This is a genomic window from Glycomyces arizonensis DSM 44726, from assembly GCF_000482705.1.
GTDB classification, from domain to species: Bacteria; Actinomycetota; Actinomycetes; order Mycobacteriales; family Micromonosporaceae; genus Glycomyces; species Glycomyces arizonensis.
Genome location: NZ_AXWO01000037.1, coordinates 1 through 16,037 on the forward strand (window position 1 = coordinate 1; position 16,037 = coordinate 16,037).

The following is a 16,037-nucleotide window of genomic DNA, read 5'->3' on the forward strand; positions in this document are numbered from 1 at the left end:
CCAGGGCGTAAGCAAAGTCGTCTCGGTTGAAAAGTCTGTTCGATGAGTGCGAGGCCGAGGATTTCGAGGGGCAGCGTGTAGGGGTGGTTCGCGATCCGGTCGCGCAACGCGGTGATGCACTGGCCGCCAACGGCTTTCAGGACCGCGATGGCGAGGTTGCGCAGACTCGCGAGGTTCTGCGGCGCGAAGCCCGACCGCAGATTCGAGGCGTCCTCGCCGAAGACCATGTCACGCAGCCAATGCCATGCCTCGATACCCCAGTGGCGGCGCACCGCGGCGGCGAACTCGGCCGGGCGCAACGCCCGGAAGTCACGGCTGGTCAGGTAGTACACCGTCTCGTGGCTGGACTCCCCGGTGCGGCGATCCCGCCGCCACCGGCGCACCCTGGCGACCTGGGCAGCGCCGGGGAAGCCGATCCGGACCGCGCCGCCGACGGCGAGAATCTTGATCGTGCGCGTCTCATCTCGGCCGTGCCCCGAGCCGCGGGCCTCCCAGGCGTTGTCGATCCCGGCCCAGGGCAGCGCATTGATCTGCGCGAACAGTTCGGGTCGATTCCCCTTGCAGCACAGCAGATAATCGAAACCGCGGTCGATGACGACCTGGGCGGTCTCCGCACACCAGTGCAGGGCGTCCGCGCTGATCAGCGCGGTCTCAAGACCAAGGATATCGATCAAGTGGCGGGCGGCGGCGTGCTCGTCGTTGTCCAGGGCCAGGACTTGGCCGAGTGCCCGATCGGCGGAGTCGTGCGCGGCGACCAGCAACGGCTTTATTTTGCCGGGCGCGGCCCCGCGCAGGCGTTTGCCGTCGATGCGGATCTGGTCGTCGGGTGCGAATGCGAGCTGACGGGCCGCGGCGGCCAAGGAAGCGACGCCTTCGGGGACCGCTTCACCAAGCAGGCGCCGGAAGGTGTCATAGCCAGGCGGGTAGAACCGGGTCCCGAACGGGCCGTTGACGTTCCTCGCTCCGGCTGCGGCGAGGACCGCTTGCGGGGCGTCCCTCGCCCACCGCTCGATCGACGCGATCGAGTTCCGGCCCGCGAGCATTGCCGCGCAGGCCAGGGCAATCGTCGCGCCGAACGGGTGACGCACGCCGCGCGCCGATCTCGGGTCCGGAATCTGTGCGACATGCCCAGCGAAATCAGTCCACCAAACATCGAGCGTGAGAGTCTTGTCCCGCAACGGTTTCCTCCTGACGACAGATCTAGTCCATCGTCTTCAACGAGGGAACCGTTGCTTCAGTTGCGGCCCTGGCCAGCGGAAACACGAACCCGAACCGACTTTGCTTACGCCCTGCCAGTGCTCGAAGACGGCCATGTCCTTCGGGAGCGGTCTGCGGATCACGCCGACCCGTTGAAGCTCTTGGAAGAATCGTGTCTTCTGGCCAAGCGTTCCGTTGGAGACGACCGACCGCCAGTACGGGGAGATCATCATGGCGGTTAGGGTGACCACTTCGGGGTAGTAGGCGGCTTCCTGGAAACTGCGGTAGCGTTCGGCGTCCTCATCGAGCTCACGGAACCTGCTGATTCTGCGGTCGTAAGGAAGTTCGACTTCGGATGGCTTTGGACGGAAGCTGAGCGTCTCGGTTTGGAGTGTCTGTTCGGCCAGGTCGACCATCTCCTCAACGGGACCCGGGCCGAATCGGTTGGTCAATCGTCGATGACGGATTTGTGCTTTGACGATGTCCGGGAATTCTGCAACGCTCAGCTGATATCCCGGTCGGCTGAAGTCGTCTCGGACCCAGATCCGGTGTCGAAGGCAGATGGGGTGGTCGACCGGGATCCAGATCCGGACCGTTTGATCAGTAGGGATGATCCCTCTGGAGGCTAGGCAGAAGCGGCAGGGCGGTCCCTGTTCCCAGAAGCGCCGACGGTTGACGAGCCTGAGGGTGAGCGCGGACATGTCGAGCTCGGGCAGCGCGAAATGCAGATGCTGTTCGGGAACGCCGGTCAGGCGCGCGAGTGTCTCGGATTTCGAAGTGCTTTGCTGGATTTCTCTGTAGAAGACCTTCGGGTTGAGGAAGTTGGAGCCGGCGAGGCGGTGCAGATAGGAGTACAGAACCTCGTTCGGGAACGGCCTGACAGGGCGGGGGAGCCGCCTGAACCGTGCGATTGTCGGGACGATCATGTGCGGTGTCGGTTGCCCTCGGCGATGACGTCGATATCGATCTGCTCGAGGATGTCGAGCGTGATCGCCTCGGTTTGCTGCATGATCGCGGCCATCGCCGAGAGGCGGATGAGGTGGGAAAGGCTGCCGATCATGCCGCCAGTTCGCTGGTGGAGGTAGTCAGCAAGCTTGACGAGCGTTCCGTTCTGGTGCTGGTGAAGTCGGAGGGCCTGTTCGAGGGTGGCAATGAGGCTCAGCCATTCGTCGGAGCGCGTGAATGGTCCGGTGTGGAGGAGAGTGCAGCGACCGGCGAGTTGCTTCCCGCGAATGCCGGTGAACAGCCCTGAGCGTTCGACGTCGATGCCGGCGTATACGAACGTTGCTGGGAGGTGCTCGGCGAAGTACTTCAAGTGGTCGGACATGTCCTCGCCCGCGGCGGTGGCGAGGTTGAGATTGTGGATCTCGTCGACGATCACGAGTTCGATGCGAGATTGGATGAGGACCTGGCAGACCGCATCGGAGATGTCGGTGGTGTTGTAGGCGCGTTTGATGCCGGGCAATCCCAGGAAACGGGCGAACTCGGCGGCGAGTTTGCGAGGCGACCCTTTCGGCGGTGTCGTGACGTAGACGACCGGGATGCGGTTCGAGTCGTTGTAGCGTCTCCGAACCGCGAGTTCGTGAACGCGCCCGAGTTCCTTGAGCGCTGTGGACTTGCCTGTGGTCTGCGGCCCTGAGACGATCATGCCTCGCCGGGCGCTGATCTCGCGGCGGTTGAGCATGGTGAGCATCCGGCCGCGGTTGACCGCCTCGCGGACCGACGAGGTGGTGACTATGACCAGCTCTGAGTGGTAGCTGATTCGGGCTTCGTCGTAGTCGAACCGCGTATCGTCGTCGAGCCCTTCCCATTTCTCGCGATCGAGCAGTTCGAAGCTCATCTGTGGCGCATCGACGAAACGCCGCCATCCTTCCAACGTCATGGTGGTGTCGCGCCGGTCGTTGTCGACCGGCGTCTGCGTCTCGGTCACCATCGTTTTAGGGACTCCTTGTAGGGGTCGAAGACGGGCAGGGGCACTACTTCAGCCAGGTACTCGTCGTCACCGTCCTCGTCGGGCTCGGTTGGGGCCGGAGGGTCATGGAGTTGCTCGGAGGCGGAAAGCGGTTTGGGTTCGGGCGCCGTGGCGCGGGTTCGGGCCGCAACCTTGTCCGCGTCCGTCGGTTTCCGGGCCGGACCGATTTCGGCGCGGGTGAGCAGGTCCTCGACGGCTTCGGCGATCGCCGCCTCAGCGGGGCGAGAGATGCCTTGCTCGGCAAGGAGCCGTTTCGCGTGCTCCCAGGCGTGATCGCCGAACGCTACGGGGGAGGTGCCAAGGTGGGTCCAGTCGGCGGCGACCCATCCGCCGTCATGGTGGTTGCGGACCCAGACCTTGGAAACGTCGTAAGGGTCGAAGTGGACTTCCCAGAGACCCTTCTTAGCTTCGACGCCGGAGTGCTGACCGCGGTAGGGGTTGAGCGCGGCCGCGTCGTAGCGGCGGTGGTTGATCTTGACGCCGTATGTGTTGATGACCCGCCATTCGGCCGGGAGCAGCTCAATGTAGTCGTCGGCTCCGAGGTGGACCGGGGCGTAGCCGGCGGTCTCGACCAGGTGGGCGTATTGCTCGTTCGGGCTCATCGCGATGCCGGGCGCGTCCGGGTGGCGCAGCCCATCGTGGGGCCGGTTCTGCCAGAAGGCGACCACCCATTCGTCGAGCAGGTCCTGGAGCTCGCCGATCGACCACCTCGCTTCAGCTTCGACGGTCTTGCCGCGGTGCTCGACGCTGCGGCCGGTGAACCCGGCGATGTGCTGCACGAACAGGGAGTTGAGCGAATCGAAGGACCGCTCAACCCCGCCTTTCTCCCAAGGCGAGCCCTTGTGGGTGGGCTGGACATTGATGCCCATTGCCCGGCAGGCATTGTCGAAAGCGCGCGACCGGTAGATCTTGCCGTGGTCGACCACGATGGTCTCCGGGACGACCACCGGACGGGCGGCGGCGTGCTCGAGCCGCTCGTCGATCGCGGTTAGGCGCGCGTGGGGGAGCACTGAACTACGCATCCGCAACGCGTCCGACCAACCCGGGCGCATCGCCTCGGGAGTGAGGGTGCGGGCCAGCAACAGCGCCGCATCAACCGCTTTCGTCGACGGCCGCAGGACGGACGCGGTGATTGACCGGGTCGCCCAGTCCAACACCCAGGTCAGTTCGACCCGCTCGACCAGGCCGCCGTCGAGCAGGACTAGCACGTCCAGCGGGGTCGAGTCGATCAGCATCCACTCGCCCGGTCGCGTAGCGGTCACCGACCCGAAAGGCCCGTCGGGGCGCTTCGCCAGTGACCTGCGAGTCTGAGCGGACCCGAAGGTGTGCTTGCCCTTCGCGGCCCGTTCGATGAGGCGGTAAAACGTCGCCCGCGAGGGCATCAGCTCCTCCGCGTCCAGGCTCTGCTCGGTCAGGATCTTCACGACCCGGCGCCGCAACCGGTCAGCGGTCCCAGTCGAGCGGTTTTTCTCCTCATCGATGGCCTGGTCGATCGCCTCCAGCACCCGCTGGTCGGTGTAGGCACCGCCGCGGCGGGCCTGCCGCTGGTCGACCAGCCCCCAAACGCCCTCGGTCTCATAGCGGCGGCGCATCCGCTGGAACACGTTCAGGCGGACCTCGTGCCCTGCCGCGACAAGCTCAGCGACTTTCGCGATCTCCCGCTGCCGCAACGACAGCCCGGTCGATTCCTCGCCAGGTTCGATGACGGCCAGGATGTGGTCCTCCCACCATCTGGCTTTCGTGGCCGCCGCTTCGGGCAGCAGATCCAGCGGGCCCTGCGGCGGCAACGGTGCTCGCGATGCGCCGACCAGCTCGAACCCCGGAACTGTCAGCAGTTGCGGCAACGGCATCGACATGCGACGTCCAGCAGCGCCGGCGAGGTGAACCCGGCCGTCGGACACGCCGATCACCGTCCAGACTTCCTCGCCGAGCTTGACTTGCGCGTCGACTCTGATGTCACCCGGCCGCGAGACCGACATCGGCGTTCCTCCAGATCACTCGGCTCGACTGGCCCAGCAGGCCCGTCTCCAGGTCGACCTCAATAGCTCCGGACCAAATCAGATGGAACAGCGTCGGCGCGACCCGAATCCAGTCGCCTACCTCGGCGATCGCGTCGACCACCGAAACCGGCGTCTCCAGCGCTCCGCGAAGTCGCTGAGTGAGAACCGGATCACCGAACCTGGGATGGCGATACCCCGCCAGCCAGCTCAAGTTCGCCTTCACCGTCGCATCGAGCTCGCCCACGCGCGCATACGACCAGCCGACCATCTTGCAGGCCTCCGCGGTCGCGGTGAACTTCAGGACGTCGCGCGATTTGATCCGGTCGTCGGGGCGGACGTCGATGACCTGCGCCTAACCGTCTCCGCGCCGGGCGAAGTAGTCGGGGACATGGCTGGTCTCGTCCCAGACCAGCCGGAACGGCTGCGACGCGAGCCCGACCACCTCGGGGTCAAAGTCGAGTCGCATCACGTGATCGCGTTCGAGCCATGACTCGAAGCCGACATGATGACCGGTACTCGCGAACCACCACAGGCCTGGGAAATGACGCTGACCAGGGAAGTAACCGAACCCGCGCACCGGCTCGGCGTCCTCGAACCGCTCGCTCCAGCAGCGCGTCAAGGGCTCCGTGACTCGATTACCGACAGCATCGCGGTAATCGAGCAGGAAACAGACACCAGTAGCCACAGGCCACTCCGAGGATGGTGAGGAGCAGAACGGACCTCAGCATACGTGCCTCACCTAAATTGAGACAACCCCCGGATACCCCAACTAAAACGAGACTGCCCCCGAACGAATGAGACCGGACAGCGGGCGTCGGATCGGCGGTGCTCCGGCGGGCCCCCAGATGCATAACTTGCGGGAACGTCCCTTCTCGTGAGTTATGTATCGAGAGGAGACACGCTTATTTTTCTATTTTTTATTTATCAAAAACGGAAATTAATAATGGTAGGGTGTGGCCATGACGAAAACAGCTACGTTGTGCAAGCGCTGCGGCAAACCGGTTCCTCAGGTCGGCGGGCGCGGGCGGCCGCGCCTGTACTGCGCCGAGGGCGACTGCGCCACGCAGGCCAAGCGGCAGCGGGAACTGCGTCGCGCCACTCCCGGACTCGAAGGCGCGCTCGCCCGCGCCGAGGAACTCTACGAGCAGATCGAGCAGTCCATGACCGCCGCGCTCGCCCCGCTGGCCGAGGCGCTCAGAGCCGAGACCGACCCGGCCGAAGTCGAGGCCCGCCTCGCCGAGGTCCGCGGCGAGGCCGCCGCAGCGGTCGCCGCCGCCCGCGCTGAGCGCGACGAGGCGACCGGGCGGTCCGAATCGCTCGACGAGGCGCTCGCCGGGGCCAAGGCCGAGGTCGAACGGGTCACCGGCGAGGCTCGGGAGGCCCAGGCGCGGGCCAAGGAGGCGGTCGAGGCCCGGCTCGCCGCGCTCAAGGCCGCCGAGGAGGCCGGTGCCGAGGCGGCCTCGGCACGGTCGGCGGCCGCGGCGGCGGATGCGGAGCGTCAGGGGGCGTTGGACGAGGCCGAGGCCGCTCGGGCTGCGGCGGTCGCGGCGCGTGCCGAACGCGACCGGGCGCTCGATGTGCGGGCCGAAGCCGAGGCCGCCGCGGTGCAGGCGCGCGGTGAGGCCGAAGCGGTCCGGGAGCGGTCCGAGGCGGCCGCGGCCGAGGCGGCCGCTGCGGTCAGGGCCGCCGAGGAGGCGCTGCGCCGGTCCGATGAACGGGCCCAGGCGCTGACCGAGGCGCGCGATGCCGAGCGGGGCCGCGTCGAGACGCTGCTGGCGGAGCTGGCGGTCGCGCGCCGCGACGCGCAGCGGTCGGCCGAAGACGTCGAGACGGCGCGTCAGGCGCTGGCGGGCAAGAGCGGTGAGGTCGAAGCGTTGGCCTCCGATAAGCGGGTGCTGGCCGCGCAACTGGCGGCGGCGGGTACTGAGCGGGCCGAGGCGCTGCGCGGGCTCGATGCGTGGCGGGAGCGGGCGCTGGCCGCCGAGGCGCTGCTGGAGCGGAGCCGGGACGAGGCCGTGTAAAAGGGGCGGGCCCCGCACCGGTTGGGTGGTGCGGGGCCCGCGCTTCAGCCTGCCGTGCAGGTCACCGCGGGTGTGGCGGGTGTGCCGGAGGCGACGAAGCCCCAGGCTTCGATGGTCTGTCCGGCCGCGATGTGGGCGTTCCAGCCGACGTCGGTGGCGCTCACAGTGGATCCGGTGGCGGTCACGTCGGCGTTCCATTGGCTGGTGAGGCGCTGGCCGCCCGGCCAGGTCCAGTCGAGCGTCCAGCCGTCGACGTCGGTGTCGGCGGCGGTGATCGAGATGTTGCCCTGCCAGCCCGAGCCCCACTGGTTGACCACGTCGATCGCGGCGGTGCAGCCGGTGTCGGTCGGCGGCTCCCCCGGGTCGTCCGGGTCATCGGGGTCTCCCGGTGCGGGGGTCCAGTTTCCTCCGGTGCGCGGGGTGAGGTCCTGGGTGAACACCGCCTCGATCTGGGCGAGGTCCTGCTGGAGGTTCGCTTGGTCGATCAGGCCCGACTGGGCCAGTGGCGCGGCGAGTTCGTCGAGGGCGGCCTGGGCGAGGCCGGAGTCGTACAGTTCGGTTTTGAGCTGGTAGAACGTCTGCTCGTAGCGTTCGCGGAATTGCGGTACGGCCAGTGCCCTGGCCACGCACGGGCAGCCCCAGGTGGTGCGTTGGGCGGCTTCGAAGTCGCCTTGCATGGTCATCGGGAGCCGGTCCCCCGCTGTCGGGAAGGTGCCGGGGGGCGGGGGTTCGGGGAAGATGCCGTAGGCGAGGTTGTGGTCCCAGGGGACGATGGTCATCAGGTCGGTGGCGGGGGTCCACCGGAAGTAGCCGTTCTGGCCGGGGCCGTCGATGTCGTCCCAGTTGAGGATGAGGTCTTCGACCGCGAGGTATCTGGCGAAGGCGTCGGTGTCCATGCGGGTGTCGAGTTCGGCGGCGAATTGGGCGTCGGTGGCGTTGTTCATCCAGTCGACGAATTCGAGCAGTGGCTGCCAGTTGTCCTCGTCGCCGCCTTTGGGTTCCCAGGCGCCGTCGTAGGCGTCGGGGTCGTCGCCGAGGTAGGAGAAGTCGACGTCCCATTGCTTCTTGTAGAGGGTGCCGCCGTCTTTGGAGCCGTCGGGGGCAGGGAAGTGCTCGTGGTCGAAGGTCTTGTCGGGTTCTTGGACGATCAGGCGCAGTTGCGGTGTCTCGCCGTTGACGCTGAAGGCGGTCGGGAAGCTGTCGGTGGTCTCCAGGCCGGCTTGTTCGAGCAGTCGCAGGGAGAGCGCTTCGTTGAGTGAGGAGCTGGTGTAGTTGGAGCGGACGGCGAAGCGCTGGTAGCCGTCGTAGTCCTGTTCGACGTATTTGTCGAGGCGGATGAGCCAGGAGAGGTCGGTGGGCGGGGTGTCGGGGGTGATGCCGAACAGGCTGGACTGGCCTTTGAGTTTGACGCCGGCCTGGTGGAAGGTGCGGCCGTCGATGGTGACGTCGGCTTCGAGGTATTGCTTGTCGCCGGTGTCGATGTATGCCTGGACCATGGCGGTGTAGGCGTCGGGGTCGACGGTGAACCGCAGGTCGTGGATGACCGATGAGTCCCATAGGGGGCTGGCCTGCGGGGTGTCGTCGTCTTGGGCGGCGGCGGGGGCCGCTGTGAGTCCTATCGCGAGTGTGAGTGCGGCGGTGATGGCCGCGAGTGTCCGCTTGATCGGTTGCATCGGTGGCGCCTCCAGGCTCGGAAGGGTGTTCCGTTGGGTCGAGTGTGGTCGGTACCGTAGCAACGGGCGCTATGGAAAGCCTATGGAAAGGTGCGGGGTTCATAGGGGGCGCATAGGTTCGGGCCCTATAAATCGGTGCATGGATGTATTCGGATTGACGGGTCTGGTCGCCGATCTGGCGCTCATCAGCGCTCTGGTGTTCGGGGTCTACTACCGGCGCCATCGCCGGCGGGACATGGTGGTCCCCTATGTCGGGTTGAACGTGGGCGTGTACGCGGTGGTGACGGCGCTGCTGGGCGCGGATGTGGGGATGGGGGTGGGCATCGGGCTGTTCGGGGTGCTCTCGATCATCCGGTTGCGTTCGGCGGAGATCAGCCACGGCGATGTGTGCTACTACTTCGGGTCGCTGGCGATCGGGCTGGTGTGCGGGATTCCGCTGGCCTCGCCGTGGGCGGGCCCGGCTCTGGGGCTGCTGGTGGTGGCGGTGATGGCGCTGATCGACCAGCCGTTTCTGCATCGGCGGTACCGGCATGAGCGGGTGGTGCTGGAGCGGGTGTTCCATTCGCGTGCGGAGTTGGAGGCGCGGTTGGCCGAGCTGCTGGACGCGGCGTCGATCGTGCGGGTCGAGGTGGTCGAGACCGATCTGGTGCGCGATGCGCAGACCGTCGAGGTCGCCTACCGGCTCGCGGCCGGTTCGGACCGGGCGGGGCCGCGGGCCTCGGTGCTGGCGCGGTGAGGTCCGGCGTGTTCGGTTCGTTGGCGCCGGTGGGGCTCGATGAGCTGCTGCGGGTGGCCGAGCTGCAGACGAGGGTGGATCGCAAGTACCTGGTCGACCGGGAGGATGTGGCGGCGTTGCTGCGCGATGCGGGTGGTGAGTTGGCGGTGCTGGAGATCGACCGGTGCCGCCGGTTCGACTACGAGTCGGTGTACTTCGATGCGCCGCAGTTGCCGAGTTATCTGGCCACGGCTCGGTCGCGGCGGCGTCGGTTCAAGGTCCGCACGCGCACGTATCTGGATTCGGGGCAGTGCATGCTCGAGATCAAGACGCGTGAGGGTGCGGCGACGGTCAAGCGGCGGTTCGCGTACGCATTGGGCGATCGGCACCGGCTCAGCGCCGAGGGCCGCTCGCGGATCGAGGGTTCGGGTGCGGTGCCGGTGCCGGCGGCGGCGCTGGGGCCGGTGCTGGTGACGCGGTATGTGCGCTCGACGGTGCTGCACCGGCCCACGGGTGCGCGTCTGACGTGCGATACGGAGTTGCGGTTCGAGGATTTCGAGGGCCGGGTGGGTGCGCTCAGTCCGGAGGTGGCGGTGGTGGAGGTGAAGAGTCCGGGGGCGTCGGGGCCGTTGGATCGGCGGTTGTGGGCGGCGGGGTATCGGCCGTGTTCGATGAGCAAGTACGGGACGGGGATGGCCTTTCTCAATCCGGGGCTGCCGGCGAACAAGTGGAATCGGACGCTGCGCCTGCATTTCGGGTGGAAGCCGGGGCGGCTCATTTGGGTTTGAGGACGTAGCCGACGCCGCGGACGGTGTGGATCAGGGGTGATTCGCGGTGGCCTATTTTGCGTCTGAGGTAGGAGATGTAGAGCTCGACGATGCTCGCTCGGCCTTGGAAGTCGTAGTTCCAGACCTGGTGGAGGATCTGGTGCTTGCTCAGGACGCGGCGGGGGTTGCGCATGAGGTAGCGCAGGAGCCGGAATTCGGTGTCGGTGAGGTCGATGGCCACGCCCCTGCGGCTGGCTTCGCGGGCGTCTTCGTCGAGTTCGAGGTCGCCGACGACGAGGCGGGGCGGTGGTGTCTCCTGGGGTGGGGCGGCGCTGCGTCTGAGGAGGCCTTTGAGGCGCAGCATGACCTCTTCGAGGTGGAACGGTTTGGTGACGTGGTCGTCGGCTCCGGCGGCGAGGCATCCGATGCGGGGTCCGGTGCCGTGTGCTTGGGCGAGGACGAGGATCGGGGTGCGGGGGAATTCGGAGCGTATTTGTCCGATCAGGACCATGCCGTCGGCGTCGGGCATGGACAGTTCGGTGATGACCAGGTCGGGGCGCTGCTGCCTGAGGCGGGTCAGCGTGGTCGCGCCGTCGTGGGCCGGTATGGTGCGCCAGCCTTCGAGTCGGCATGCGAGGTTGAGTAGTCCCCGGACGTTGGGGTCGGGGTCGGCTGTGAGGATCCTAGTGAGGGTGGAGTCAGAACCGCTCAGCCGTGGTTTTTCAAGGTTGAACTCCACGTGAACATTTTAAACCCGACATTCCCTATATATCCACGCTTGTCTATGTAAATTTTGGTATGGGACGTTGTTGTGTTCGGGGTGTTCGCGCAGGTGGCCGTGCCCGTTCGTGCCGGGCTCAAGGGGCCGGGTCGCGCCGTTGGGCGGAGCGGGCCTTGACGTGGATCTGCTCCCCTTGCGGGCCGAAGATCCCCAGGAACTCGGCCGGCTCGGGCCCGGGGTTGGCGAAGGCGTGGGGGACGCGGGTGTCGAACTCGACGGCCTCGCCGGGCCCGATGACGAAGTCGTGCGGCCCCAGCGCCAGACGCAGACGCCCCGAGAGCATGTAGAGCCACTCGTAGCCTTCGTGGACGCGCTGGGCGAGCGGCCGGTCGGCGTCGGGGTCGACCGGGCGGATCTGCTTGTACGCCTGGAGGCCGCCGAGGTTGCGCGTGAGCGGCACGAACGTCTGGCCGTGCCGCCGAAACGGGCGCATGTGCACCCGCGGGTCGCCGGTGGCGGGCGCGCCGACCAGGTCGTCGAGCTGCACGCCGTGGGCCTTGGCCAGCGGCAGCAGCAATTCGAGCGTGGGCTTGCGCTGCCCGGCTTCGAGCCGCGAGAGCGTGCTGAGAGAGATCCCGGTGCGCTCGGACAGCTGCGTGAGCGTGGTGCCCCGCTCGCGGCGCAGGTCTTTGAGCCGGGGTCCGACGCCGGTGAGGACGTCGGTGAAGTCGTCGTCTGCCATGCCTCGATTATTGCCGAAACGGCAAGATATTTGCCACTGGTTCGCCTTAGGGTTCACGATCGGTGCATCACCGATGAGGAGGAATCATGCAGCAGATCGATACGGTTCGGGACCGGCATTACGAGGTCGTGGTCGTCGGCGGCGGCGCCGCCGGACTGAGCGGCGCGCTGGTGCTCGCGCGAGCCAGGCGCCGCGTCCTGGTCGTCGACGCCGGACACCCGCGCAACGCCCCCGCCGAGGGCGTCCACGCCTACCTGACGCGCGAGGGCATCGCCCCCGCCGACCTGGTCGAGGCCGGCAGGGCCGAAGTCCGCGGCTTCGGCGGCGCGATCGTCGAAGGGGCCGCATCGCGCCTGGAGCGCGGCGACGGCGTCTTCACCGTGACCTTGGAGGACGGGACGGCGGTGAGTGCCGACCGGCTGCTGGTCGCCACCGGCCTGGTCGACCGTCTGCCGCCGGTGCCGGGCCTGGCCGAGCGGTTCGGCCGCGACGTCCTGCACTGCCCGTACTGCCACGGCTGGGAGGTGCGGGACGAGCCGATCGCGGTGCTGGCGACCAGCCCGATGGCCGTTCACCAGGCGCTGCTGTGGCGCCAGTGGAGCCAGACGGTGACGGTGCTGCGCCACACCGCGCCCGTCTTCGGCTCCGACGACGCCGAGCGGCTGGCCGCGCGCGGCATCACCGTGATCGACGGCGAGGTCGCCGCCCTCCAGATCGAGGACGACCGTCTCGTCGGCGTCGCCTTGGCCGACGGCGCCACGGTGGCCTGCCGGGCCCTGGGGGTCGCCCCCGTGTTCACCGCGACCGCCGCCGTCCTGGACGGGCTGGGGCTCGCGAGCGCCGAGCTGCGCCGCGACGGCCACCTCATCGGCACCTACGTCGAGGCCGATGCGACCGGGGCGACATCGGTGCCGGGCGTGTGGGTGGCCGGGAACGTGGCCAGCCCGATGGCGCAGGTCATCGGCGCCGCCGAATCGGGCGTGCGCGCCGGTGGGGCGATCAACGCCGACCTGGTCGAGGCCGAGACGGCGCGGGCGGTGAGGGCCCGCCGCCAGGCGCTGACCTTGTAATCCGCGGGGGTGCTCCAGGTCGGTGTGCGCGGCGGTGAAGACGCGCACTTCGGCGGGGCGGGCGCGCAGCCGGTCGAGCAGCGCGTCGGCCTCGACATGATGGGGTGCGGCCAGATGGGCCCGGACGCTGCCTGCGTCGGTCCACTGTTCGAGGCACACGAACCGGTCGGGGTCTGCCAGGTCGACCGAGCACGCGTACCGCAGGCATCCCGCGTCCCGCGCAAGGGTCGCGGCCTGCAACTGCCGCAAAGCCTCGGCGAACGCGGTACGGGTCTCGGGCCGGCTGTAGAGGAACGCGTGGACGACGATCATGGCGCCACGCTACGCCCGGGGGCCGTTTCTCGGTTGCCGCCACGGTACGGGGCTCCTAGAGTGCGACCCTGTGACTGCTGTTCCACGGCCGGCTCGATACGGCCACCTCGACTTCAACTCCCCCATCGCGCCCCGGCGCGCCGACCGCCTCGTCGCGAACCTGGCCGCATCGCGCCCGGCGACGATCCTCGACATCGGCTGCGGCTGGGGCGAACTGCTCCTGCGACTGGCCCAGGCCCTGCCTGAAGCGTCGGCCACCGGCATCGACGCCGACACCGAACTGCTCGACCGCGGCCGAGCGAACGCCGCCGAGCGCGGCCTGGAGGGCCGGGTCGCGTTCATCGAGCATCAGGGCCGGGCGTGGACCGAACCGGCCGACCTGGTGGTGTGCATCGGCGCCTCGCACGCCTTCGGCGACTCGGCGGCGGCCCTGACGGAACTGCACCGGCTCGTCAAACCCGGCGGGCGCCTGGTCTTCGGCGAGGAGTTCTGGGAGCAGCTGCCCACCCGGGCGCAACTGGAGCGGCTGTGGCCGGACACGAGCGCCGAGGACATGCTCGAACTGCCTGGCCTGGTCGATGCCGCCATCGCGGCCGGGTTCCGGCCGCTGCGCGTCGAAGCGGTCGAGCAGTCCGAATGGGACGACTTCGAGTCCGGTTTCCTGGCCGACTGGGAGACGTGGCTCCTCGCCCACCCCGGCGCGCCGGGAGCCGACGGGATTCGCGAGCAGGCCGATGAGCATCGCGGCTGGTGGCTGCGCGGGCACCGGCGCCTGCTCGGCTTCGCCTACCTGACGCTCGGCCGCCCGCGCTAGCGGTTCCCGCCCTTGCGGCGAGGCACCGGCGGCAGCCGTTTCGCCTTCAAGCGCGGCGCGAGCGCCAGGCGGCGACGGCCTCGTCGACGTCGACGAGGCCGAAGGCGACCGGGGGCCCCTCGATCGGTCCGATGAGGGCCCTGCGGATGCGGGCGTTGAGGTCGGCGAGGGCCTCGCGCACCTCGGCCTCGGTCGGCAGCGCGTCGAGGGCGGTCGGGAGGTCGTCGACCTCTTTGCGCAGCTTGAGCGCCGGGGGGAGGATCTCGGCGCCGATGTTCTCGCGCGTGGCCCGCTGGTGCAGCCACCAGTCCTCGCCCGCGGGCTTGCCGATGCCGGGGATCGGTTTCCCCGCTCCCGGCAGGTTCTTGAACTCGCCGCGCGCTTCGGCCTCGCGGATGGCCCGCTCGACGCCGCGCATCTGCCGGTCGCTCATGACCGCCTCCTCACCTCTGCCGCAATGGTAGCCGCCGCTCGCGATGTCAGCGTCTGGTCGTAGCGGCGAATACGTTCACGCTTCGATGCGTGTGGGGGCCGGGGCGGCGATGGTGAAGGCATGAGACTTTCACGCCGCACCTACCGTGCCGTCATCATCGTCCACGTGGCCGCCTCGGTCGGCTGGCTGGGGTTGAGCCTGGCGCTGCTGGTCTTGGGCCTGACGGTCCTGACCACCGGCGAGGCCGAGGTCCAGTTCGCCTCGGCCACGGCCATGTCGATCCTCGCCTCCACCATCGCCGTCCCGATCGGCGCGACCGCGCTCGCCTCGGGCCTGGTCTTGACCCTCGGCACGCGCTGGAGCCTGCGCTACCGGTGGGTCCTGGTCAAGCTCATCGCCACCTGCGCCACCTTCACGCTCACGCTGGTGCTGCTGCGTCCCTCGCTCGCGCAGCTGGCCGCCGACGTCGACCCGGGCCGGCTGCTCGCCCTCGACGAGGACGTCGTCATGGGCCCGATCGTGTCCTCGGCGGTCTACATCGGCGCGATCGTCCTGTCGTACGTCAAGCCGTGGGGAGCGGTCGGGAGACCCCGCCGGGCCGAGCGGCAGGCGCCGGCGCGGGGTGCGGCGCGGCGGCCGGTGCCCGCTCGCAGCGGCCGATGATCGGCCCGGCGCGTGCGGCCCCGCTCCTGGGGCAGGGACGGCTCGGTGACGAGGGCGACTGTCATGGCCGCGGCGCCGGGCCCGGCTGGGCCGATGGCCGCATGCGACAGCGCCCTCGCCGACGCTCGTCGTGCGGTCCCAGGGCGGTGTCACAGGCGTGCGATAGGTATTGGAGGATGCACGAAGCCCATAGAGCCTGACCGGCTCGCTCGATGCCGAAGGAGCCCGCGATGTCACTGTCGAGTGCCGACATCACCCATCTGGAGTCGGTGTTGGCGCAAGGGAAGAAACCGAAGGTGATGTTCACCGAATCGGCCGGGCAGGTCGCCGGGAAGTCCGGGAAGGTCGTCGCGCTCGACGAGGCCCGGGACGGCGACTTCGTCCTGGTCGCGTTCGGCTCGGACCAGCTGCCGTTCTCCCCCGCCGAGCTGCGCCTGCCCGAGCGCGGAGAGTCCTCCGCGCGCACCAAGGCGCCCCGGCCGCGCCAGGCGCCGGAAGCGCCCGCGCCGCCGCCGGGCCCGGGCCTGCTGCCCGACGCCCCCGAACCTGCCAAGAAGACCGCCAAGGCCACCGAGAGGAAGACCGTGTCCGACACCGCCGCCGAGACCAAGCCCGAGGCCGCACCGGCCCGCAAGAAGACCACCAGGGCCCGGTCCGCGAAGGACAAGCACCCCGAGCTGACGGTCACGTTGACCTATGAGGACGGCGAGTGGGCCGTCGCGGCCGCCAAGGGCGCGCGCACCCTCGTCAAAGGGGTCGCCGTCAGTCACACCGCGGCGCTGTCGATGTGCGCGGCCGCCGAGTCGGCCGAGGTGACCGAGCTGGTCACCGAGGTCGTCGACCGGATCCGCTCCGAGGCCGCCGAGGAGGCCGCGGCGCTGCGCAAGCGCCTCGAAGAGGCCGAGGCGCGCCTGGCCGAACTCGGATAACACCGTAT

General features: G+C 68.6%; 15 protein-coding genes and 2 pseudogenes. 7 read left to right on the top strand and 10 right to left on the bottom strand.

Translation table 11 applies throughout. The features are described from left to right. The 5 genes and pseudogenes from H613_RS31090 to H613_RS32235 all read right to left on the bottom strand — a co-directional run. Nucleotides 1–1,178: ISAs1 family transposase (locus H613_RS31090; protein WP_051393471.1), on the bottom strand; the 1,178-nt coding region annotated here is incomplete at its 3' end. A gap of 36 nt (nt 1,179–1,214) precedes the next feature. Beyond that, complete coding sequence (locus tag H613_RS0119635; protein WP_026925130.1) at nt 1,215–2,123, bottom strand: TniQ family protein; 909 nt, start codon at nt 2,121–2,123, stop codon at nt 1,215–1,217. Further along, nucleotides 2,120–3,130, bottom strand: a complete 1,011-nt coding sequence (locus H613_RS0119640) for a TniB family NTP-binding protein (RefSeq protein WP_026925131.1) — start codon at nt 3,128–3,130, stop codon at nt 2,120–2,122. Before H613_RS0119640 ends, H613_RS0119635 begins: the two co-directional genes overlap by 4 nt. Beyond that, entirely contained in the window at nt 3,124–5,019 is a 1,896-nt protein-coding gene (locus H613_RS0119645; RefSeq protein ID WP_026925132.1) for a TnsB C-terminal domain-containing protein, read from the bottom strand. Before H613_RS0119645 ends, H613_RS0119640 begins: the two co-directional genes overlap by 7 nt. 106 nt (nt 5,020–5,125) lie before the next feature. After that, a pseudogene (locus tag H613_RS32235) lies at nt 5,126–5,854 on the bottom strand (TnsA-like heteromeric transposase endonuclease subunit). Nucleotides 5,855–6,128: 274 nt separating this feature from the next. Here H613_RS32235 and H613_RS27845 point away from each other — a divergent pair. Continuing rightward, nucleotides 6,129–7,190, top strand: a complete 1,062-nt coding sequence (locus H613_RS27845) for a coiled-coil domain-containing protein (protein WP_156926148.1) — start codon at nt 6,129–6,131, stop codon at nt 7,188–7,190. Nucleotides 7,191–7,234: 44 nt separating this feature from the next. On the opposite strand, the gene H613_RS0119660 is transcribed toward H613_RS27845, so the two are convergent. Next, nucleotides 7,235–8,863 (bottom strand): CotH kinase family protein, encoded by a 1,629-nt coding sequence (locus H613_RS0119660; RefSeq protein WP_026925133.1) that lies wholly within the window; start codon nt 8,861–8,863, stop codon nt 7,235–7,237. A gap of 139 nt (nt 8,864–9,002) precedes the next feature. Between H613_RS0119660 and H613_RS27850 the strand changes: the two genes are divergently transcribed. Together H613_RS27850 and H613_RS27855 are read left to right on the top strand one after the other, a co-directional pair. After that, nucleotides 9,003–9,599 carry a DUF4956 domain-containing protein gene (locus H613_RS27850; protein WP_035738681.1) on the top strand — a complete coding sequence of 199 codons (597 nt, stop codon included), beginning with the start codon at nt 9,003–9,005 and terminating at the stop codon, nt 9,597–9,599. A gap of 8 nt (nt 9,600–9,607) precedes the next feature. Continuing rightward, the gene (locus H613_RS27855; protein ID WP_211234895.1) at nt 9,608–10,366 is read left to right on the top strand and encodes a polyphosphate polymerase domain-containing protein; all 759 of its coding nucleotides are present in this window, start codon (nt 9,608–9,610) and stop codon (nt 10,364–10,366) included. Here H613_RS27855 and H613_RS0119675 read toward each other — a convergent pair. Together H613_RS0119675 and H613_RS0119680 are read right to left on the bottom strand one after the other, a co-directional pair. Beyond that, the gene (locus H613_RS0119675) at nt 10,353–11,084 is read right to left on the bottom strand and encodes a response regulator transcription factor (RefSeq protein ID WP_035738685.1); all 732 of its coding nucleotides are present in this window, start codon (nt 11,082–11,084) and stop codon (nt 10,353–10,355) included. The genes H613_RS27855 and H613_RS0119675 overlap by 14 nt on opposite strands. Before the next feature lie 118 nt (nt 11,085–11,202). Continuing rightward, nucleotides 11,203–11,808, bottom strand: coding sequence for a helix-turn-helix domain-containing protein (locus H613_RS0119680; RefSeq protein WP_026925135.1), 606 nt, complete (start codon nt 11,806–11,808; stop codon nt 11,203–11,205). 86 nt (nt 11,809–11,894) lie between these two features. Between H613_RS0119680 and H613_RS0119685 the strand changes: the two genes are divergently transcribed. Continuing rightward, the gene (locus H613_RS0119685) at nt 11,895–12,878 is read left to right on the top strand and encodes an NAD(P)/FAD-dependent oxidoreductase (RefSeq protein WP_035738687.1); all 984 of its coding nucleotides are present in this window, start codon (nt 11,895–11,897) and stop codon (nt 12,876–12,878) included. Nucleotides 12,879–12,977: 99 nt separating this feature from the next. On the opposite strand, the pseudogene H613_RS32825 reads toward H613_RS0119685, so the two are convergent. After that, a pseudogene (locus tag H613_RS32825) lies at nt 12,978–13,190 on the bottom strand (putative quinol monooxygenase); the annotation flags it as partial. A 70-nt stretch (nt 13,191–13,260) separates the two neighbouring features. On the opposite strand from H613_RS32825, the gene H613_RS0119690 reads away from it, so the two are divergent. Then, on the top strand, nt 13,261–14,004 hold the full coding sequence (locus H613_RS0119690; protein WP_026925137.1) for an SAM-dependent methyltransferase: 744 nt from the start codon (nt 13,261–13,263) through the stop codon (nt 14,002–14,004). A 46-nt stretch (nt 14,005–14,050) separates the two neighbouring features. Here the strand turns inward: H613_RS0119690 and H613_RS0119695 are convergent, their stop codons facing one another. Next, nucleotides 14,051–14,437 (bottom strand): DnaJ family domain-containing protein, encoded by a 387-nt coding sequence (locus H613_RS0119695; RefSeq protein ID WP_026925138.1) that lies wholly within the window; start codon nt 14,435–14,437, stop codon nt 14,051–14,053. 120 nt (nt 14,438–14,557) lie between these two features. Between H613_RS0119695 and H613_RS0119700 the strand changes: the two genes are divergently transcribed. Both H613_RS0119700 and H613_RS0119705 read left to right on the top strand, forming a co-directional pair. Next, nucleotides 14,558–15,100: a hypothetical protein gene (locus H613_RS0119700; protein WP_035738689.1), complete on the top strand. Its 543-nt coding sequence runs from the start codon at nt 14,558–14,560 to the stop codon at nt 15,098–15,100. Nucleotides 15,101–15,330: 230 nt separating this feature from the next. Further along, nucleotides 15,331–16,029 carry a DUF6319 family protein gene (locus H613_RS0119705; RefSeq protein ID WP_035738691.1) on the top strand — a complete coding sequence of 233 codons (699 nt, stop codon included), beginning with the start codon at nt 15,331–15,333 and terminating at the stop codon, nt 16,027–16,029. The last annotated feature ends 8 nt before the right edge of the window (nt 16,030–16,037 follow it).

Excerpts from the sequence above, each read along its gene's own strand:
- H613_RS0119635 (WP_026925130.1), bottom strand. The coding sequence starts at position 2,123 with ATGATCGTCCCGACAATCGCACGGTTCAGGCGGCTCCCCCGCCCTGTC.
- H613_RS0119640 (WP_026925131.1), bottom strand. The coding sequence starts at position 3,130 with ATGGTGACCGAGACGCAGACGCCGGTCGACAACGACCGGCGCGACACC.
- H613_RS0119645 (WP_026925132.1), bottom strand. The coding sequence starts at position 5,019 with ATGCCGTTGCCGCAACTGCTGACAGTTCCGGGGTTCGAGCTGGTCGGC.
- H613_RS27845 (WP_156926148.1), top strand. The coding sequence starts at position 6,129 with ATGACGAAAACAGCTACGTTGTGCAAGCGCTGCGGCAAACCGGTTCCT.
- H613_RS0119660 (WP_026925133.1), bottom strand. The coding sequence starts at position 8,863 with ATGCAACCGATCAAGCGGACACTCGCGGCCATCACCGCCGCACTCACA.
- H613_RS27850 (WP_035738681.1), top strand. The coding sequence starts at position 9,003 with ATGGATGTATTCGGATTGACGGGTCTGGTCGCCGATCTGGCGCTCATC.
- H613_RS0119680 (WP_026925135.1), bottom strand. The coding sequence starts at position 11,808 with ATGGCAGACGACGACTTCACCGACGTCCTCACCGGCGTCGGACCCCGG.
- H613_RS0119685 (WP_035738687.1), top strand. The coding sequence starts at position 11,895 with ATGCAGCAGATCGATACGGTTCGGGACCGGCATTACGAGGTCGTGGTC.
- H613_RS0119695 (WP_026925138.1), bottom strand. The coding sequence starts at position 14,437 with ATGAGCGACCGGCAGATGCGCGGCGTCGAGCGGGCCATCCGCGAGGCC.
- H613_RS0119700 (WP_035738689.1), top strand. The coding sequence starts at position 14,558 with ATGAGACTTTCACGCCGCACCTACCGTGCCGTCATCATCGTCCACGTG.
- H613_RS0119705 (WP_035738691.1), top strand. The coding sequence starts at position 15,331 with ATGTCACTGTCGAGTGCCGACATCACCCATCTGGAGTCGGTGTTGGCG.